This is a genomic window from Pseudomonas sp. A25(2017), from assembly GCF_002001065.1.
GTDB classification, from domain to species: Bacteria; Pseudomonadota; Gammaproteobacteria; order Pseudomonadales; family Pseudomonadaceae; genus Aquipseudomonas; species Aquipseudomonas kilonensis.
The window spans coordinates 1-18,656 of sequence record NZ_MUOA01000034.1; the positions used below are offsets into that span (position 1 = coordinate 1).

General features: G+C 60.1%; 18 protein-coding genes. 7 read left to right on the forward strand and 11 right to left on the reverse strand.

The window, feature by feature from the left end; all coding sequences use genetic code 11:
* The 5 genes from B0E42_RS31395 to B0E42_RS02035 form a co-directional block, all read right to left on the reverse strand.
* Nucleotides 1-104, reverse strand: a 104-nt coding sequence (locus tag B0E42_RS31395) for a hypothetical protein (RefSeq protein WP_256578266.1), incomplete at its 3' end; no start/stop codon positions are given.
* The gene (locus B0E42_RS02020; protein ID WP_139353074.1) at nucleotides 104-1,144 is read right to left on the reverse strand and encodes a hypothetical protein; all 1,041 of its coding nucleotides are present in this window, start codon (nucleotides 1,142-1,144) and stop codon (nucleotides 104-106) included. The genes B0E42_RS02020 and B0E42_RS31395, both read right to left, overlap by 1 nt.
* Entirely contained in the window at nucleotides 1,141-2,253 is a 1,113-nt protein-coding gene (locus B0E42_RS02025) for a DUF2169 domain-containing protein (RefSeq protein WP_077505477.1), read from the reverse strand. The genes B0E42_RS02020 and B0E42_RS02025 overlap by 4 nt, the downstream gene beginning before the upstream one ends.
* A gap of 15 nt (nucleotides 2,254-2,268) precedes the next feature.
* Nucleotides 2,269-2,727, reverse strand: a complete 459-nt coding sequence (locus B0E42_RS02030) for a DUF6484 domain-containing protein (RefSeq protein ID WP_053179819.1) — start codon at nucleotides 2,725-2,727, stop codon at nucleotides 2,269-2,271.
* 16 nt (nucleotides 2,728-2,743) lie between these two features.
* Entirely contained in the window at nucleotides 2,744-4,945 is a 2,202-nt protein-coding gene (locus B0E42_RS02035; protein ID WP_077505479.1) for a type VI secretion system Vgr family protein, read from the reverse strand.
* 546 nt (nucleotides 4,946-5,491) lie between these two features.
* Here B0E42_RS02035 and B0E42_RS02040 point away from each other — a divergent pair.
* From B0E42_RS02040 to B0E42_RS02065, 6 genes are all read left to right on the forward strand, one after another.
* A complete protein-coding gene (locus B0E42_RS02040) occupies nucleotides 5,492-6,196 on the forward strand; it encodes a heavy metal response regulator transcription factor (RefSeq protein ID WP_018603997.1) in 705 nt (234 codons plus the stop codon).
* On the forward strand, nucleotides 6,196-7,569 hold the full coding sequence (locus B0E42_RS02045) for a heavy metal sensor histidine kinase (RefSeq protein ID WP_053179823.1): 1,374 nt from the start codon (nucleotides 6,196-6,198) through the stop codon (nucleotides 7,567-7,569). Before B0E42_RS02040 ends, B0E42_RS02045 begins: the two co-directional genes overlap by 1 nt.
* A gap of 130 nt (nucleotides 7,570-7,699) precedes the next feature.
* A complete protein-coding gene (locus B0E42_RS02050) occupies nucleotides 7,700-7,960 on the forward strand; it encodes a DUF2790 domain-containing protein (RefSeq protein ID WP_018603995.1) in 261 nt (86 codons plus the stop codon).
* 105 nt (nucleotides 7,961-8,065) lie between these two features.
* Nucleotides 8,066-9,058, forward strand: coding sequence for an oxidoreductase (locus B0E42_RS02055; RefSeq protein ID WP_018603994.1), 993 nt, complete (start codon nucleotides 8,066-8,068; stop codon nucleotides 9,056-9,058).
* A 70-nt stretch (nucleotides 9,059-9,128) separates the two neighbouring features.
* Nucleotides 9,129-10,451: an NTP/NDP exchange transporter gene (locus tag B0E42_RS02060; protein WP_077505481.1), complete on the forward strand. Its 1,323-nt coding sequence runs from the start codon at nucleotides 9,129-9,131 to the stop codon at nucleotides 10,449-10,451.
* A 71-nt stretch (nucleotides 10,452-10,522) separates the two neighbouring features.
* Nucleotides 10,523-11,023, forward strand: a complete 501-nt coding sequence (locus B0E42_RS02065) for a lipocalin-like domain-containing protein (protein WP_077505483.1) — start codon at nucleotides 10,523-10,525, stop codon at nucleotides 11,021-11,023.
* Nucleotides 11,024-11,122: 99 nt separating this feature from the next.
* Here B0E42_RS02065 and B0E42_RS02070 read toward each other — a convergent pair whose 3' ends face one another.
* The 4 genes from B0E42_RS02070 to B0E42_RS02085 form a co-directional block, all read right to left on the reverse strand.
* Nucleotides 11,123-12,235: a class II histone deacetylase gene (locus tag B0E42_RS02070; RefSeq protein ID WP_077505485.1), complete on the reverse strand. Its 1,113-nt coding sequence runs from the start codon at nucleotides 12,233-12,235 to the stop codon at nucleotides 11,123-11,125.
* 34 nt (nucleotides 12,236-12,269) lie between these two features.
* Entirely contained in the window at nucleotides 12,270-13,433 is a 1,164-nt protein-coding gene (locus B0E42_RS02075; RefSeq protein WP_018603990.1) for an MFS transporter, read from the reverse strand.
* Between the two features lie 22 nt (nucleotides 13,434-13,455).
* Nucleotides 13,456-14,337: a transporter gene (locus B0E42_RS02080; RefSeq protein WP_172681153.1), complete on the reverse strand. Its 882-nt coding sequence runs from the start codon at nucleotides 14,335-14,337 to the stop codon at nucleotides 13,456-13,458.
* Nucleotides 14,338-14,468: 131 nt separating this feature from the next.
* The gene (locus tag B0E42_RS02085) at nucleotides 14,469-15,446 is read right to left on the reverse strand and encodes a helix-turn-helix transcriptional regulator (RefSeq protein ID WP_018603988.1); all 978 of its coding nucleotides are present in this window, start codon (nucleotides 15,444-15,446) and stop codon (nucleotides 14,469-14,471) included.
* 370 nt (nucleotides 15,447-15,816) lie between these two features.
* Between B0E42_RS02085 and B0E42_RS02095 the strand changes: the two genes are divergently transcribed.
* Nucleotides 15,817-16,452, forward strand: a complete 636-nt coding sequence (locus B0E42_RS02095) for a hypothetical protein (protein ID WP_018603986.1) — start codon at nucleotides 15,817-15,819, stop codon at nucleotides 16,450-16,452.
* A gap of 42 nt (nucleotides 16,453-16,494) precedes the next feature.
* Here the strand turns inward: B0E42_RS02095 and B0E42_RS02100 are convergent, their stop codons facing one another.
* Together B0E42_RS02100 and B0E42_RS02105 are read right to left on the reverse strand one after the other, a co-directional pair.
* Entirely contained in the window at nucleotides 16,495-17,040 is a 546-nt protein-coding gene (locus tag B0E42_RS02100; RefSeq protein WP_053179834.1) for a hypothetical protein, read from the reverse strand.
* A 96-nt stretch (nucleotides 17,041-17,136) separates the two neighbouring features.
* Complete coding sequence (locus B0E42_RS02105; protein ID WP_053179836.1) at nucleotides 17,137-18,552, reverse strand: amino acid permease; 1,416 nt, start codon at nucleotides 18,550-18,552, stop codon at nucleotides 17,137-17,139.
* Nucleotides 18,553-18,656: the final 104 nt, after the last annotated feature.

Sequence of the window (18,656 nt, forward strand, 5' to 3'; positions counted from 1 at the left end):
GCTTGGGGCGGGGTGAAGCAGACATCTGGAAAGCAGGCGATCGACTTGCCCGCCGCCGACTTGCAGGAAACTTCCATATTGTTGGCGTATACCTCATTCGCCATTACGCAGCCCTCACAGTCTGGTAACTGAGCAACGCGACGGCGCGTTCGCCGGCGTCGTTGCCGAGGTGGTAGAAGATATTCGGACCTTCGCCGTAGCCCTTGCGGCTGGCGGCCAACGCCACGGCGAGCATGGCCGGGCCGATGGCGGCGCCGACTTCACCGATGCAGTCGGCCGGGTGCCAGAGATGGAAGAACTCCTTGCGCACACGCAAGGTCCGGCTAAGGGCCAGGGAGGCTTCCTTGAAGTAGTACTGCTCGCCGGAGATGTCGGTGAGCCGATAATCCATTTGCTCCAACCCACAGCCGGCTTCGCTCAGGGCAGCGCGTACGGCTTGAGTCAGGCCTTCGGCGCGCAGGGGAATGTCTTCGGCCTCCACCGTGGCCTTCTCCACACCGAACCCCAGGCCGATGCAGGCCAGTTGCGGCGTTGCGCTGGCAACCGGAGCGGCCAGTACCACGGCCGCAGCACCTTCGCCGGGAATAAAACCGTTGGAGTTCTCGCTGGTCAGCAGGCGTTCGCGTTCTTCGAAGGCGGCCAGGGTCGGTCCGCACAGGAAGGAGTCGACACCGGCGATTAGCACGTGGCGATGGCCGCCCTGGTAGATCAGCGTGCGCGCGTCAAGCAGGGCCACGGCAGCGCTGACCCGGCCGCGGGCGATGATGTTGGAATCCGGATGAAAGCGCAGGCCCAGTTCAGCTCCGATGTCCTGCAACAGTGTTTTATCGAGGCCATCCAGGCGGCCAGGGCGTTCGGTTTCGGCCACGCCCAGAAGCAGCGGGGTCTTTTCCGGGTCGACCCCAGGGGTGCTCTGTAACGCCTCGGCGACGGCACGGGAGGCCATCTTGATCAGCTTGGTGCGGCCGCGCCAGGGCTGTTCCAGAGGTACGCTGGCGGCCATCAACCATTCGCCACCTTGGTCGATGAAGCGGGTTTCCTGGAAGTTGTCGATGGCGCAGCGGATCGCTGCGCAGCTCGCGGGTGCGCTGAGGCCGACAGCGCTGACCATGCCGGAGCCGATGATGCAAAGTGCGGTCATCAATCCGTCTCCTCAGGAGCGCGCCTGGCTTTTACCAGGGAGGAGAGCGACGGGTAGTAATCCTTGCCCAATTCACGGGCGCGCCACCAACCCGTGGACATTGTGCCGACCAGCACCTGGGCGATCTCGAACATATTGCGTCGCAGCGGACGGGAGACACGCCAGGTCAGCTGCACCTGGAGCGCATCCGTATCAATCAGCAGGGTGTCGATGACCGCCTGCACAGTCTCATGGCCACCTTTTTTCAAGAAAAACGTTACCGGCACCTCCATTTCAGGGATGCGAAAACCCGCGCGCTCCTGGGGCGTTAGGTTGAGCAGCAGCACGTCCTCGCCGCCACGCAGATAAGGAATCTGCTGATCGTCAGGGGCGGCCTGAAAGTAGCGGCTGTCGAAATCCTGCGGCAGAAATGGAAAGCAGTCGCCCAACCAGGCGTCATCGTAAGTACCGGCAAAACGTGCGCGTTGCGGCCAGCTGCGGCCGATGGGGCCGAGAGCCATGGGGCGGAAGTCGCCGGAGGGGCTGTCGATCGGCTTGCCCAGTTCCTCGGTATTGGGCATTGGCTTGTAAGCGACTTCAGCACTGTCGATGCTGCCTGGGAACCAACCGCAACCGCTTGGGTTGTCCGGGTAGCAATGCCGCATATCCGGATTCTTGGCCATGGGATGGGAACCTCCGTAGGCCTGGGCATAGGAGATGTCCTGCTCGGTAAAGGGTTGCGGTAAACCGGGAGAAACCCCCAATAGCCCCGGTTGCCATTGTCGGGGGCCGAGGACGGAAAAGGCTTTGCTCATCTGACCGACACGAATGCCTGCGGTCAACTGCGTCACGGGCCGGCCACCTGGCGCATAGGCCTTGCCGCGGACCAGCACATCGCAGAATGGCTTGACCGGGGCGAAGTCCATTTCCTGCAGCGGGGCGCTGAGGCCCGGTTCGCCGAGGAAAGTATCGGCCATCAGCAGCGGCTGCTGGACATCGGCAAGGGTCGCGACGCGACCGTCCAGCGGCAGATCGAAAGAGCCCTTGGCAACTATCACCAAAGATTCGCGACCGTCGCTCGCCATCCCCATGGTATAGGCAGCCTGTAGTTTGCTGGCGTTGAGCAGCTCCATCGTGCGACTACCTGTCTAGTTGATCTGCACCGAACCGCCCTTGATGCGGTTCACGCCGGATGATCGGCTCGAAAGATAGGTCCCTCGAATCAGCACCTTGCCCTCGCGGGTGAGGGTGATGCTCGCCTTGCCGCAGCGCAGGACGATTTCCCGCTCCGCCGTGAACTCCAGGCGTTCGCCGTCCAGGTGGGCGACGGCTGGCGTGGTGGTTTGTGGCAGGCGCTGGATGCGACCGATCACCAGCGGCCGGCTCAGGTCGCCGGCCTCGAACATCAGCGCGACCTGGGCGCCGATGTCTTCACGGGCGAGCGGGGTGGTGGTGCGTGCGGCGAGGCCGGTTTCGCCGGGGCAGCCAGGGAAGGCCACCACAGGGGTATCTGCACTGGGCACATCCAGCAGCACCCCAATCACGACGCCATCCACGCGCGCGGGCGTGGCAGTGGAGGAAACGGGGAAATGATATTCAACGGTCATGGCGCCCACTCCGTGGCTAGTTCTGCAGGATTTTCTGGCCTTTGACGACAACGTTCTTGTTCGCCTTGATGTTGATGGCACCGGAGCCGTCGATGGTAATGTTCTTGCCGCTGATCACGATGGTGCCGTCCTTCTTCATGGTGATGCTGGCCGCGCCCGTGGTCAGGCTGATCGAGTCGCCGGCGTTGAGCGAGAAGTGCTTTCCCACATCCAGGCTGTCGTTCTGCTTGACGTTGGTGGTGCGGTTCTGGCCGACCTGAGTACTCTGGTTGCCGTTGATCTCGATGCCTTCATTGCCTTGGACCGTTTCGTTACGGTTGCCGCTGATGCCGATGGTCTCGTTGCCGCCCACGTCTTCGGTGCGGTTGCTGGCGATGCTGATTTTCTCGTTCGCACCGACCTTTTCCGTGCGGTCGGCACCGATGGTGATGGTCTCGTTACTGCCCACGTTCTCGGTGCGATTGGCACCAATGGTGATTTTCTCGTTGCTGCCGACATCCTCGGTGCGGTTCACACCGATGGAGATGGTTTCGTTATTGCCGACCTTTTCCTTGCGATCCACACCGATGGTGATGGTTTCGTTGTTGTCGACGGTTTCAGTGCGGTCGTGTTTGACGTGCACGGTCTCGTCGTTGTCGATGGTCTTGCTGCGGTCGTGGCCCACCCAGTGGGTCTCGTCGTTCTCGACCTCGATGTCCTGGTTTTTTTCGGCGTGGATAAACAGCTGCTCGGCGCCTTTCTTGTCCTCCATGCGGATTTCATTGAAGTTGGCCGGTGAACCGCCCTTGCTTGAACGGCTTTTCGTCCCGCTCTGAGTGGCATTGGCGGGCAGCGCGTAGGGCACAGTCTGTTCGGCGTTGTAGACGCGGCCGGTGATGATAGGCCGATCCGGATCGCCCTCGAGGAAACTGACGATCACTTCCTGGCCGATCCGCGGGAGCTGCACGGAGCCCCAGTTCTTGCCGGCCCAGGCCTGGGAAACGCGAATCCAGCAGGAGCTGTTTTCGTTGGACTGGTCATGGCGATCCCAATGGAAGTGCACTTTGACCCGGCCATACTGGTCGGTCCAGATCTCCTCGCCATTGGGGCCGACCACCACGGCGGTCTGCGGTCCACGGACGACGGGCATGGGCGTGAGGGGCAGAGGGCGGAAGGCCTGGTTGGCATCCATGCAGTCCAGCTCGCTGACGAACTGTTCGTCGACGTCAGACTGCCCGCTTTCATAGGCATCCTGACGAATCTGATAACGGGCGGCCACCACGAGATACTCGCGGTTCTGGTCCGCACGGTCGTACCCCGTCAGCGTGAAGACATGACCGCAACCGATGCCGCGGGCGCGGCCGCGTAATTGCACACGCTCGAACTGGCTGTGAATGGCTTCGATGCGGGTACGGGCGTAGTGATCGCCATCGTTGCTCTGGACGTATTCACCCGGGTAGTCGTAGAGCGGGTAGTCGGCGTTGGTGTGGTTGCGCGGCACGCTGGAGCGCACCTCAAGACTGGCGCGTGGGCGCAGGAAGTCATAGTCGTTCAGCGCCAGCGAGCCAGGTTGGACTTCTCGCGCCAGTTGCCAGTCGTAGAAATGATCGCGCTCGCGCATTTGTCGATCGGGCGGGTAGAAGGGCACCGAGGCATAGTCCGGCGCCGTGGAGTGGGCGCCATAGGCGTCGGCGAGCACCAGCACATGCCGGGATTGTTCATGGCGAAAGTAGTAATAGATGCCTTCCTGCTCCATCAGCCGACTGACAAAGTCGAAGCTGGTTTCGCGGTACTGCACGCAATATTCCCACTCACGATAGCTGCCGCTCAGGCTGTCTTCGAAATCGGAAAACCCTAGATCGCGGAACACCTGCTTGATGATGTCCGGCACCGTCTTGTTCTGGAAAATCCGGCAATCGGAGGTGCGCGTGAGCAGCCAGAACCAGGGCCGTAGACTGACGCGATAACCGGCGAACTGGCCGTGCCCGGTCAGTTGCCGGCAGCTGCAGACAATGCCGTGGAAGTAGCGTTTGCCACCGTCGTACAGCTCCAGGGTCAGGCCCATCGGCTTGCCCAGCAACTGGTCGAACGTGATCGCCCGGTCTTCGGAGGTCAGGTCCAATTCGTAGTGGAACAACCGCCCCAGCTCTACGCTGCCTTCCATGCTTTGCAACAACAGGACATCGCCGCCGAGAGGACTGTCGACCTGTACCAAACGGTTGTTTTGCGTAATTGCCATGAGCGGCTTCCTTGGCTCGGGTTCGGGCGTCAGTTGGCCGTCGTAAAGAAGGTGGCGTCGCACGCATAGTCGTCGCCATAGGGGATGCCAGGGGGAATCGAGTCCAACAATTGCTGCACATCCACCACAGGGGGATCTCCTTATCGGTCTTGCGGTCTTCAATCAAACTGAACGTACGAGCAGATCCTTATCCTGCCGATTAACGTGTGTCTGGAGCCCGTTAGATAACGTTCCAGCATCGCCCCAGTTGGGACGGATACCTGACGTCAAGATAGGTGACGAAAGGTCGTCTACATAGTTTCGTTAGCTATAACTGTAATTCCAAATTCGAATAACTCAGTAACAGTGACGGACTCGGCCCTTGCAGCTTTCCTGACAAGAATGTCAGGAAGCGGTCAGCCTGAGGACACCTTCGCCGCCTAGACTGGGGAAAATGTACATCCAGGCGATCGTGCAGGGGCTTGAAGCATCAGCACCCAGCCAAACATCGGGATCGACTATTGGGTCTCCTAATTTGTGGCACCGTTTTAAGAGAGGCGTTACCCGATGCGTTTGCTCATTGTCGAGGACGAAGAAAAAACCTCCTCCTACGTCCATCGTGGCTTGACCGAGCTCGGCTACATTGTCGACGTTGCCACGAATGGTATCGATGGCCTGCACTACGCGTTGGAATGGGATTACGACGTGGTGATCCTGGATGTGATGCTGCCGGGCAAGGACGGCTACGACGTGCTGCAAGGCCTGCGCCTGCACAAGAAAACCCCGGTCATCATGCTGTCGGCCAGGGGCACGGTGGATGACCGCATTCGAGGGCTGCGCGAGGGCGCCGATGATTACCTGGGCAAGCCTTTTTCGTTTGCCGAACTTGTCGCACGTGTCCAGGCCTTGATACGTCGTCGCGCCGGTGACACGGTTGACCTGACGCATTTGCGCATCGACGACCTGGAGGTCGATCTGCAAGCGCGCAAGGTGACCCGGGGAGGGCTGCGGCTGGACCTGACGGCCAAGGAGTTCTCCCTGTTAAGCCTGTTGGCGCGGCATCAGGGCGAGATCCTTTCCAAGTTGATGATTGCCGAGCAGGTCTGGGACATGAATTTCGACAGTGATGCCAACGTCGTCGAGGTTGCGATCAAGCGCGTCCGCGCCAAGGTGGATACCCCGTATCCGCGCAAGCTGCTACATACCGTCCGCGGCATGGGGTATGTACTGGAAAGCCGAGAGGCAGATGGCAGGCAAACGGGTACACCTTGATGAAAAGATCGATCGCCAAGCGGCTTGCCCTGATGTTCGCCCTCGCTGTCCTGCTGATCATGTCGATCAGCGCGACGCTGTTGCGCTGTTCCTTGAAGCAATCGCTCGATGACCAGATGCAGAATGAGCTGATCCTGCGCCATTCCGTGCTCGACCCGGTGCTCGCCAAATACGATTCGCCGACGTTCTGGGTCGGTTTGCGCCAGAAGCTCGACGGCCTGACGCCTGCGGATGAACGAGTCCGCTATTGGATCCTGGTGGACAACCCAGCCTTCAGTTACGGCGGGGCGATGCCGGACGGCCAGGATTGGTCGAAGCGCTCCGATGGGCTGTTTACCGTCGACCTGCCTGAGAAAGAGCGGCCCATGATGGTGTTGCTCAAGACCATTCCCGCCATGGGCGATCGTCCGGAACTGCGCTTTATCGTGGGGCTGGATTCAACGCCGTTCAGGAAGACCCTGGACCACTTCACCAAGATATTGATCCTGACCTCGGCGTTGGGCATCGGGCTGGTTGCGCTGCTCGGTTACTGGATCGCGCGTTTTGGTCTGGGACCGGTAAGGCGTTTGAGCCGTCAAGCCAACAGCCTGCCGCCGGGGGATTCGAAGCAGCGACTGGACACCGAGGCGCTGCCAGGCGAATTGCAGGAACTGGCGGTGTCATTCAACGGCGCCCTGGCTCGCCAGGAAGCGGCCTGGTGCCAGCTCGAAGGGTTCAACGCCAATGTGGCCCATGAGTTGCGAACGCCCCTGACCAACCTGATCGGACAGACCCAGGTGGCATTGGCCCACGGGCGTGAGGTGAGCGAGCTTCAAGACTTGCTGCAGTCGAACCTCGAAGAGTTGGAACGGATGGGCACCATCGTCAATGACATGCTGTTCCTGGCCGGAGCCGAGAGCGGGCAACGGGCTACCGAGCTCAGTGATGTCTCGCTTTATGAAGAGGCGTCGAAGACGGTGGAGTATCTGGAGCCGGTCCTGCACGACAAACAACTGAGCGTGGTGATCCAAGGTGACATGCGTGTGTGCATCGACCGACGCCTCTTTCACCGCTCCCTGGCCAATTTGATACAGAACGCGGCGCGATACGCGGTGCCGACAAGCACCATCACGGTAACGCTGGCCAGCCACGGCATGCAGGTCGAGGTGAGCGTTTCCAATGCCGGGGAGCCCATCGACAACGTGCACCTGGAGCGTTTGTTCGAGCGTTTCTATCGCGCCGACACCGCCAGGGCGCGAAGCGATGCGCACCATGGCCTGGGCCTTTCCATCGTGCGGGCGGTGGCGTCCATGCACGGTGGACGCGTGTTTGCCCACAGCGAAAATGGGCTCAACACCTTCGGATTTTCCTTGATGAACCAGACGGCGCGTTAGTCGTCGCCCCTGCGAGTAAAGTCCGCCCGCGTTTGACATCTTCCCGTCAGCCAGCAGTCACCTTGACGTCAGTCGCCCCCGCCTAGAGTGCCACGACCATCCCAACGAGGACAGTGTCGTGGAGCCCACTATGAACATTCGAAACCTGTCGATTGCCGGCCTGCTGGCAGTCATCTCCTTGAGCGGCTCGCCGCTGCTCGCCAAAGAGCAAACGCAGTTCCCGGCCTACGAATATGGCATGCCGCTGGACATCGCCAGGGTCATCCATATCGAGGAGGCGACATCACCGGTATGCGAGGTCGTGCAAGCCAATATGACCTATTTGAATACCCAAGGAATAAAGAAGCACGTCAGCTTTCTGCAGTTGGCGCAGGCGTGCTCGAACCAGTGACCGTCCGGCGATGCCGGTTCATTTCTTCAGACAGGGACCATCACCATGTGGAATAGAACAACACCCGCCATTGGCCGCACGAGCACCATGAATCGGCTTGCGAGAATGGCGAGAACCCTCGCCGCGGGCGTCGCGCTGCTCAGTACGGTGAGTATCGAAGCTTCCGATCGCATTACACCGAAACCAGACTGGTCGACCAGCGACATACCGTCCCAGAAAGGCCGGATTGTCCTGATCACCGGTGGCACCAGCGGCATGGGCTACGAGGATGCGCTGGCCTTGGCGCGTGCCGGCGCCGAGGTCATCATCGCCGCGCGCAACCCGGAGCGCGGCGCACAGGCTATCGCACGTATCCGCGAGTCCGTGCCCGACGCCAAGGTGCAGTTCGAGAACGTGGACCTGGCTGATCTTTCATCGGTGCGCGACCTGGCCCAGCGTCTCAATCAACGGCTGCCGCGCCTCGACGTGTTGATCAACAATGCCGCCGTCATGGCACCGCCCGAGCGGGGTACATCCGCCGATGGCTTTGAACTTCAGTTGGCCACCAACTATCTGGGACACTTCGCGCTGACCGGCCTGTTGGTGCCGCTCTTGCGTCAAAGCCAGGATGCCCGCGTGGTGAGCCTGTCCAGCATTGCCGCGGCGCGCGGCGCGATGAACCTTGATGACCTTCAGAGCGAGCAGAAGTACGACCCGTACGCGGCCTACGCGCAATCGAAACTGGCCGTCCTGCACTGGGCATTTGCCTTGCAGCGGCGCAGTGATGCTGAAAACTGGGGGATTCGCAGCATGGCGGCGCATCCCGGCGTTGCGGTCACCGAGTTGGTCGCACGGGGGCCAGGCCTGGACAGCGAGTTCGGTCGGCGTTGGGCAAAGGACCGTGACGCGTACCACTCAGCGGCACAAGGGGCGTTGCCCACCTTGTATGCCGCCACTGCTGCGCAAGCGGTGGGCGGAGCTTATTACGGCCCGACCGCTGACGATGAAAGACGCGGTCCGTTGGGATTCGCCAAGACGCCGCCCGCCGCGAGCACGCAGGCCGATGCCGAACGGCTCTGGGCCGTCTCCGAGCGACTGACCGGCGTGACCTATCGCTGATGCAACCCTGGGCGCGGGCGTCCGTCCCGCGCTTGACCTTTGTCTTGTTGCCGTCTCCCCGGAGTTCCTTATGAGTGCGCCTTCCTATTTGCACCGGCTGAGTCTCGCCCTGAACGCCCGCGACGGTGAGTTGCGTCCGGCGCTGTGCGGGTTCCTGCTGTTCCTTTGTCTCTTCACCGGTTACTTCACGCTGCGCCCAATCCGTGAATCGATGGGCATCGCGGCGGGGGTGGAGAATCTGCAATGGCTGTTTACCGCGACCTTCCTGGTCATGCTGGCAGCCGTGCCGTTGTTCGCCTGGCTCAGTTCGCGGGTGCCGCGCCTGCGCCTGATCGACTGGGTGTACGGCTTCTTCGGTTTCAACCTGCTGATGTTCGTCGAGTTGTTCCAGTTCCAGCCGGACAGTGTCTGGCTGGCCCGGGTCTTTTACGTCTGGATCTCGGTTTATAACTTGTTCGTCGTGTCAGTGGCCTGGAGCCTGATGGCAGATGTATTCGACAGCGAGCAGGCCAAGCGTCTGTTCGCCTTCATCGCCGCGGGCGCCAGCGTCGGCGGTCTGTTGGGTCCGGCCCTGAGCGCGCTGCTCATCGGTCCCCTCGGCGCCTCGGGGTTGATGTTTCTGGCGGCCGTGTTGCTCGGTGCCACGCTGGTGTTGAAACGGGCGTTGATGGGGTGGCGCGAAACGGGCGGGGCTGGTCGTCCCGGCGCCGCGCCGACGCAAAGCCCCCAACAGCCATTGCACGGTAATCCGTTCAGCGGGTTGACGGCGGTGCTCAGGTCACCTTACTTGCTGGGGATCGCCGGCTTCGTGGTGCTGTTGGCGACGGTCAGCACCTTTCTCTATTTCGAACAGGCGCGCCTGGTGGCCGAGCACTATCCGGATCGCCAGGCGCAAGTACGCATCTTCGGCACCATCGACATCATCGTGCAGGCCGGTGCGTTGCTGTCCCAGCTGTTCATCACCGGCCGCATCGCGCCGAAGTTGGGGGTGCGTGCTTTGTTGAGCGTCGTGCCGCTGCTCATGTGCATCGGCTTCCTCGGCCTTGCGTTGGCGCCGGGGTTCGCTCTGCTGGCGGCGGTGATGATCGTGCGACGAATCGGTGAGTACGCGTTCGTCCGACCGGGCAGGGAAATGCTGTTCGCGCCGTTGGATGCCGAGAGTAAATACAAGGCCAAGAACTTCATCGACACCGTGGTTTATCGCGCAGGCGACGCCATGAGCGGCTGGGCCAAGAGCCTGCTCGACCTGCTAGGGCAGGGGGCCGGTCTGGCCGCGATAATCGGCGCCTGTTGCGCACTGCTGTGGGGTTACTTGGGCTGGCAACTGGGGCGGAGGGCGGATAATGCCACGTTGCGGGAGTTACGTTTGGCGACCATCTCGGCCAGGGCATGAAGACCATGCGGACCAGAATGAAACCCACTCTATTGTCTGCCGCGTCGTAGCGGCGAGGAAAGGTGAAGCGGATGAGTCTGAAAAACAAGGTACTGGCGATCGTAGCGCTCGTTGCTTTCTCGGCGTTCTCCACAGCGTTTGCGGGCAAAGAAAATGCCTTGGTCGGGACATGGCGCATGGTCAGTGCAACCGTTGAGAGCCAGGGCAGTAGATCGGATGCTTACGGCCCCGATCCTCATGGTTGGCTCGTCTTCACGCCAGAGCTGACGTTTGTCGAAGTACTCACGGATCCACGCGTGCCGGCGTTTCGATCCAACGTTCGTGGCGAAGGCACCGATGAGGAAAACCGTGCAGCGATGGCGGGGAGCATCGGTTTTTTCGGGCGATATACCGTCGACCCGAACGGTGAGTTCACAGGCAACACTGTCGAAGGGGCTACGTTCCCGAACTGGGTGGGCGCTGTGCGCACCCGGGACGACCTGCAGTTGAAGGTCGATGGCAACCGGATGGTAGAGGATTTTAGCCGCCCGGATGGGGCGAAGGTTCACATCGTTTTTGAGCGTGTCAGGTAATTTCGAAGCGTCTTCCCGAAAAAAAATCCGATACCTGTCATGGCATCGGATTTTGCGTCACGCTCGGGCCGTGGAACTGACCCGCTACATTGTCGGCTGCTAGGCCTGGTGCGCTTCGGCCAACTCATCGATCAAGTGCCGCTGAAATGCCGCAAGCGCCTCCTTCGGTTGCTGTAGTTGTATAAATTCCAACATGGGATCGGTGACTGCTGTCCTGACGCCCGCCAGTTCTTCGATGGTCGCCAGCCCGCAAAACGGCACATACGCTTCGGAATACCCACCTTCGTGGACCAGAACGAGACGGCCCTGGCACAGGCGTTCGGCGGCTTTGCGCACCAGGCTGGTCATCTGCCGGAACGAGTCGCTGTGCAACAGCATGCGAGCCAGCGGATCGACGGCGTTGGCGTCGTAACCGCAGGCAACAATGATCAACTCGGGCTCGAAGCGCTCCAGCGCTGGGATCACGATGCGTTCCATCGTATGCAGATAAGCCTCATGACCGCAGCCGGGTGACAACGGAATATTGATGTTCGCGCCCAACCCCGCGCCGCGGCCGCGCTCAGCTTCACCGCTGTAACCTGGCGGGAAACAGCCGTCCTGGTGCAGTGAAATGGTCAGCACGTCACCGCGCTCTTCGAAGATGGATTGCGTGCCGTTGCCGTGGTGTACGTCCCAGTCGATCACCGCGACGTTGCCCAGGCCATGGCGGGCTTTTGCGGCTTCAATGGCGATGGCAATGTTGGCCAGAAAGCAAAAGCCCATGGCGCTGTCGGCGAAGCAGTGATGGCCCGGCGGGCGCGACAGTGCGTACGCGTTATCGACTTCCCCGACGAGCACGGCATCGACGGCGGCGATGGCCAACCCGGCAGAAAGCGTGGCTATTTCATAACTTCCAGGCCCGATGGGCGCGTGCGGCCCCAACTCACCGCCCCCGGCGTCGCTCATCGCCTTGAAGCGTTGCAGGTAACCGGGTGTATGAACCCGCAGCAGATCTTCATCGGTCGCCGCGTTGGCGCTGCGTACCTGCAAATGGCGGGTCAGGCCGGAAACGTCCAGCAGGCTCTTCAGACGGCGTTTGGTTTCCGGCGACTCAGCGTGGCCCGCAGCGGCAGGTGGTTGCACCCATCCTCCCACCGGCAAGGTCAAGGCATGCAACCCGGCGCTGTGCCAGAGGCTGAGTTCGTCGAAGAAAAATGCACTTTTTCGGCTCATCGTCTTTCCATTTTCTTTAGGGTAATAAGGCCATTCATGCGTTTGGGCGGCTGCCGAGCATCAACGCCAGGGACAGCAGGGTGATGCACGTCCCGCCGATCAGCAGCGAGTGGAAACCGCCGCTGGCTTCGATCAGCCGGCCCGCCACTGTCGGGCCGATAGCCAGGCCACCGCCGATCACCAGGTTGGAGGCGTTCATCAGTTTTCCGGAGCGGTCGAGGTCGGCCAGGCAGGCGAGGATCAACGGCAGAATGAAAGTCCAGGTGAACTTGAACAGCAGCGCTGCCACGGCAAAACGCATTATTTCGGGTTGCCCCCGCAGCAACAGCACTGAGCCGGCCATCAGTGCGTAGCCCAGCAGCAACAGCAGCAAGCGTGGCAGTCGGTCGCCGATCAGTGAGGCACAACCCGCTCCGACAATACCCATCACCGTGGCGAGCGCCAGAACCTTGCCACTGGACTCGGCGGAGATACCTGCCTGGGTGGCGATGGAGCCGATAAAGGTCCACACACCGCCCAGGCAAATGTAGAAGCTCAAGACCCCCAGAATGCCCAGTGCGGCTTTCCACAGCGAGGCGATGGCGACGTGCTCGGCGGTTGTTTCAGCCGATGGGCTGCCTTGCGGAAAATAGCGGGCCAGTGGCAAAAAGACCGTCATCAACCCGGCGAGGATCACGTAGCACGCCGATAGCCCGAAGTGTTCGAAGAGCCGAGGCAGGATGCTCAAACCGATCGCCCCGACGACCAGTTGCCCCAGCACCCATAACCCATAGACGCGGCCGGGATTGGCTGTTGACGCGGCGCTGGACAGGCAGATGATCATCAACGAACCGCCCGCCAGGGCACTGCAAAAGCGCAATGCCAGGAGTATCGAGTAGTCAGCCGCAAGCACTGATAAAAGGTTTGCTGCAATGAATACAACACCCGCCAGCAATGCGGCGCGGCGCCAGTCGCTACGTTTCAGCCACCACAGGGCGGGCAAGGTGGCCAGGCTCATGGCGCCAAGTTCGGTGGAGAACAGATCGCCGATCTGTGACGGGCTCAACTGCCATTGAGTCGCCAGTTGCGCGGCGATGGCCGGTGCGGTCATGAGAATGGTCGGGGTGATGGCGGCGAACAGCACGATGGCTGCCAGCAGCGCCCGTTGAGATGATGCGCGCACACGCTCATCCACCAGCGATTGGGTCTGGGTGTTCATGGGGAAGCTCCGGTGAATGAATTCAGAACACATGGACCAGACGCAGCAGTGCGTCAGTGCCGTGGTAGCCGTTATCGGTGGCAACGTTCTGCGAAAGGCCGAACATCACCTGGTTCTGTTTATCCAGCCAGTGGCCGACTTCGAAGCCCACTTGGGTGTAGCGCTTGTGGGTGTCATCGATGCGCTGGTCGTTGATCCGCAGTTCGCCGCCGTCGGCGTGGATCAGCCGCAGAGCACCGTAGGTGCTTTGCGTAAAGTCGTAGGAGGCGAAGGCTTGCAGGCGATACAACGGGTCCTGTTTCAGATCGCTGCCAAAGTAGTCGTCGTTCTTGCCGTAGAGCTGGGCTTCAAGGTTGGCTTCCAACACCCATTTTTCGCCGATGCCCTGGGTGTAGTTGTAAACGAAGGTGGCCCCCCAGCGATTGGCGCCGGGCGATACATCTGGATTGTCGTTGTGGTACTCGCCAATCGGCAGCGTAATCAGCGTCAGCAATCCGCTGTAAGTGCGTGAAGCAGGGTCATTGATCAAGAACAGGGTGCCGCCGACCTGAGGGTCGCCAAAGCCGCTTTCCCCGGTGTGTTGGCTGGCACCCGGCAGGCGCGCGTTGATGTCGGCGAAGGGCACGATGAACTGTGGCGTACATAGCGTGCCGCAGATGTCGGTGAAAAATACCTGGCGGTAAGCCATGGCGTTGACCTTCAGGTCGGCCTTGCCGGTGCTGTCGGCCGGGCCGTGGAAGTCGTCAGCGCGGCTTGCCGGCAGATAAAGCAAACCCAGGTTGGTGCCCGAAGGCGCGCCGAAAAAATCCCGGGCGTTGAGGTCGGCGGCACTGGCGTGCAGGCTCGACAAGCCGCCGATCAGGGCCAGCGCTGTATTGCGAGTGAAGGTGTTGGTCATGGGCATTGCATCTCTTCTTTAAGTTGTTGTGCGGCGAATGGCTCGCCCGTAGGTGGCAGAGGGGCAAAAAAAGGGCAAAGGTGTCCCGTGGCCGTCAAAACGACAGCGAAAAAGTCAGCGCGAGTCAGCGGTGCGGATCAGTCAGGTGGGGCATGCAGCAGATGGGCGATACGGGCTTTGTCCTTGACCCCGAGCTTGCTGTAGATAGCGCGGATGTGGTGGCGCACGGTATTGGGGGACATGCCCAGGTCGCGGGCGACTTCCTTGTAGGTCTTGCCTTCGCCGAAGCCTTGGGCCACGGCGTTTTCCCGTGGGCTCAGTTGCATCAGCACCGTGCGGCTGCGGGCGGCCAGCAGGAACAGATCGCCGACCGTCGAGGCCTCGACCTGCAAGTGCTTGCCTTCATACCCGTCGGCGTCCATCGCCACCGGCAGGCAAGGACCGCTCCAGTCCGGCCATTCGCTCAACAGCAAGTCGACGAAGCCGCGCTCTGCGCAGTGCAGGGTGCCGCGTCGGTCGCACACGGCTAGAGCGAGATTGCGTGGGTGAGTGAGGGCCTCGCGCATGGCCACCAGCGTGCGAATCTGATTGGCGGACACTGCCGCCACCAGGTGCAGCATGAGGTTGTTCAACAGCAGGCAGTCCTGCTCGGTAAAGCGTGCCGCGTCGGTCGCGCGATAGAGCGCGAGGTGATCGCTGAGATGGGTTTGCGGGTCGATGTACACCACGCACAGCAATTCGCCAATGGCGTAGGTCTCACCGAGCCAATTGAGCCCAGGGCCGCTGGCAGGGTTACGCATGTCGACAATGACGGCTTGCCCGGGAACATCGTGAGCCCTGGTGACGGTCACATCGATATGACGAATCGACTGCCAGTCCGACAGGTAACTACGGGGCAGTTTATGGAGATAGGAGCTGTGTTCTTCGGGTAACCCGTCAATCAATGCTCCGCGGCCCCACCAGGCGCTGTCGAAGGGCAGCAGTTGGCTGATGCAGCTCAGTGCTGCTTCGTGGAAATGCTCGATGTCTTTGTCCTGCGCCAGGCGCTGAAGCTCCAGTGTCATTGCGCTGAAGGCCTCGAGGAGGCGGGCGTGACCATGATCATGACGGCTCATTCGTATGTACCTCTGTGCGACATTTTTATTGTTTTCGTCACGAAGTCATTGATGGCCGGAACGTCGTTTTGACGTGGGGCAGGGCCTGGGGCGAGTATCGGCGGATTCAAGGAGGATCGCCATCCTACAGATGCATGATGATAGCGCCCGGAGGGAGCTCTTCCGCCTGTGGACGGCAGGTGTGAAAATCCGCAAGTCCAAACGGTGGCCGGTGTCAGGGGAGGAAGAGGACGCGTTCAGCCTGCCTGTTCAAGGGCGAGGAAATGAGGACAGGCTACTAGATGATAGCCTTTTGCTTTTAAGCGGATCCCGCTAGAATTCGTCCCCCTCTCTGTGAGCGGCATTAGTCAAATTACGCAAGGAAGTCGATATGCAATTTGCAAAAGCCATAGGCCTCGCCTTGGCCTTGAGCCTGAGTGGATGCGCCAGTTTCACCAAAGATGAAGTTGCCCCCGTGAATCTGCCTTCAATGGCCAGCTACTCGAACAAGCCGAACGTCTATGTCGATTTCGATTTCTATCAGGGCGACCCCGACAATGCCAAGGCCACCGAGGTGCCGCAGGCTCGCGACATGCTCAAGCCCGACCTGAAGCGAACCTTCGATGAATCAGGACTTTTTGGGCGCGTGGTCTTTGACGAATTCCAGAAGCAACCAGGCGATTACAGTCTTCGATTGAAGGTCTACAACCATGCGCCAGGCGGTGGGCAAATGGTCCTGGCGTTCATCAGTGGCTTCACGTTCACGATCATTCCTGCGTTGGCGACCGACCAGTACACCATGAGCCTGGAAACCCTGGACGAGCAGGGCCAGCCGTTGGGCAAGACCAGCAATCATGATGCGGTCAACACCTGGATGGGCATCTGGTTCCTGCCCCTGGCAGGTAATACGCCCAAGGCGGCCATCACCGACACCTTCAACCGTCAGGTCAATGCGCTGTTGAAGAACTGGGTCGACAACAACCGCATAAAATACTCCGCTGTCGACACCCGCATTCCACGGGGCTGACACCGATAGAAAAAGAGCCGCAATCGCGGCTCTTTTTTTTGATCACTTCAACGCTTGAGTGAACTGCGGGTCGCTGTACAAACTCTTGAGCAAGTCTTGCAGCATAGGGTTGTAGTTGTTCGCAGCCGCCGGAATGGCGATCGGACCGAAGAAACTGCTATCCCAATCACGCTGCACGTCTTTAGTGGTTTCGTATAAAACCTGATCACCTTTACGCAGCGTGAAGCGCGCAGCCACTTCGCCATGGCCGCTGCTCATGCCTGCGGTGAGCTGGCTCTTGACCAACTGAACCTGCAACTGCCGGTCAGCCCGAGGGTCCAACAGACCCGCCTGGCGGAGCTCATCGTTGATCGCGGCCTGGATGTGCAGTGGAACGCTGCCCTCGGGCGACGAAATCGGGTTCAGGCGCACCATCAGCGACCCTTGACCTGAATCCGCATTCACCTGCGTCTCGCGCAAGGGCTGCATGGGTGCATTTTTCTTGAGCTGCTGAACGTTCTGAAAATTGGGTTCATAGCGGGTCATGGTCACGCCACAGCCTTGTAGCAGCAGCGCGCAGAACGGTAGAGCCAAGTAGAGCTTCTTCACAGCAAATCCTTATGTGCTTTTTTAGAAGGCGTGATTATCGACAGACGGCCTTAAGCTATCAAGGATGAGTTGAGGGTTATGCTGCACCCAAACATCTCAGCCGTATTGGCTGGCAGATCCAGCAGCGGTTCTAGGCTTTCTGGAACAGGTCAACTGGTAAGCAATTGCCAACCAGATGAACCACGCCGGCATGACCATCAACGCAATACGGGTGTCAGGTCTCAACGCCAGCAGGCAAAGAACAAAGCCCAGAAACACTAGGGAAAACCAGGCCATTGGCACGCCGCCAGGCATTTTGTAGGCCGATTTCGCATGCAGCTCAGGCCGCTTTTTGCGGTAGGCAATATACGACGCAAGGATCGTCGACCAAGTAAAAATCACCAAGATTGCCGATACAGTGGAAACAATGGTGAAGGCGGTCATCACTTCTGGAACGATGAAAAGCAACAACACACCCACGAGCATTAACAGCGTGGTGAAGGCCAGACTCAGCAGAGGCACGCTATTACTCGACAGACGTCGGAAAATCCCCGGGGCGTTGTCCTGGTTGGCCAGTCCGAACAGCATGCGACTAGACGAAAATACACCACTGTTGGCCGAGGAAGCGGCAGACGTCAGCACCACAAAGTTGACGATACCGGCTGCCGCGGGAAAACCTGCAACCAGGAACAGCTCGACGAAAGGGCTCTTGTTGGGCGATACCTGTTGCCACGAAGTCACTGCAATAATGCAGGCCAGTGCCAGCACATAAAACAGGATGATTCGCAGCGGAATCGAGTTGATGGCTTTCGGCAGGGTCTTCTCGGGGTTGCGGGTTTCGGCGGCGGCGGTGCCGATCAGTTCGGTGCCGGCAAATGAGAAGATCGCCATCTGGAAACCGGCAAAGAAACCGAACAGGCCGTTGGGGAAGGCCGCTTGTTTATCCAGCAGGTGGTTCAGCGAAGCAGTAACACCGCTGGGTGAGACAAAGGAGCTGGCAATCAGCACCATGCTGACGCCAATCAGGGTGATGACGGCAATGATCTTGATGATCGCGAACCAGAACTCCACTTCACCAAAGAGCCTGACCGTCAGCACATTCAAGGCGAACAGTGTCATCAGCATACCGATAGCCGGTATCCAGGCGGGTACATCGGGGAACCAATACTGAAAAAATCCGCCGACCACGACGCAATCGCCTATCACCGCCACGCTCCAACTCAGCCAGTACGACCAGCCAAGAAAGAATGCCGCGCGCGGGCCGAGGTAGGCACCGGCAAAATCCGCGAAAGTCTTGAAGTTCAAGTTGGAGAGCAGCATTTCGCCCATGGCACGCATGACGAAATAAACGAACAGACCGATGATCATGTAGATGAGGATGATCGACGTGCCCGAGAGGGCGATGATCTTCCCGGAACCCATGAACAAACCGGTACCGATGGCGCCTCCCATGGCCATTAACTGAATGTGACGATTGCTGAGGGTGCGCTGCAGCGCGGGCTGTTCAATCAGCCCTGATGGAGTCGATTTCATTACAAAACCTCTTGATTTTATGTTTTTGAGTTTTGGCAGAAAAGTGGTGTCTTGCGTATTTGTTAGAGATGCAACGGCTACTGACGGTGGTTGTTTTTGCAGAG

Coding starts and splice junctions, on each gene's coding strand:
- B0E42_RS02025 (WP_077505477.1), bottom strand. CDS start 2,253: ATGGAGCTGCTCAACGCCAGCAAACTACAGGCTGCCTATACCATGGGG.
- B0E42_RS02030 (WP_053179819.1), bottom strand. CDS start 2,727: ATGACCGTTGAATATCATTTCCCCGTTTCCTCCACTGCCACGCCCGCG.
- B0E42_RS02035 (WP_077505479.1), bottom strand. CDS start 4,945: ATGGCAATTACGCAAAACAACCGTTTGGTACAGGTCGACAGTCCTCTC.
- B0E42_RS02040 (WP_018603997.1), top strand. CDS start 5,492: ATGCGTTTGCTCATTGTCGAGGACGAAGAAAAAACCTCCTCCTACGTC.
- B0E42_RS02045 (WP_053179823.1), top strand. CDS start 6,196: ATGAAAAGATCGATCGCCAAGCGGCTTGCCCTGATGTTCGCCCTCGCT.
- B0E42_RS02050 (WP_018603995.1), top strand. CDS start 7,700: ATGAACATTCGAAACCTGTCGATTGCCGGCCTGCTGGCAGTCATCTCC.
- B0E42_RS02055 (WP_018603994.1), top strand. CDS start 8,066: ATGGCGAGAACCCTCGCCGCGGGCGTCGCGCTGCTCAGTACGGTGAGT.
- B0E42_RS02060 (WP_077505481.1), top strand. CDS start 9,129: ATGAGTGCGCCTTCCTATTTGCACCGGCTGAGTCTCGCCCTGAACGCC.
- B0E42_RS02065 (WP_077505483.1), top strand. CDS start 10,523: ATGAGTCTGAAAAACAAGGTACTGGCGATCGTAGCGCTCGTTGCTTTC.
- B0E42_RS02070 (WP_077505485.1), bottom strand. CDS start 12,235: ATGAGCCGAAAAAGTGCATTTTTCTTCGACGAACTCAGCCTCTGGCAC.
- B0E42_RS02075 (WP_018603990.1), bottom strand. CDS start 13,433: ATGAACACCCAGACCCAATCGCTGGTGGATGAGCGTGTGCGCGCATCA.
- B0E42_RS02080 (WP_172681153.1), bottom strand. CDS start 14,337: ATGCCCATGACCAACACCTTCACTCGCAATACAGCGCTGGCCCTGATC.
- B0E42_RS02085 (WP_018603988.1), bottom strand. CDS start 15,446: ATGAGCCGTCATGATCATGGTCACGCCCGCCTCCTCGAGGCCTTCAGC.
- B0E42_RS02095 (WP_018603986.1), top strand. CDS start 15,817: ATGCAATTTGCAAAAGCCATAGGCCTCGCCTTGGCCTTGAGCCTGAGT.
- B0E42_RS02105 (WP_053179836.1), bottom strand. CDS start 18,552: ATGAAATCGACTCCATCAGGGCTGATTGAACAGCCCGCGCTGCAGCGC.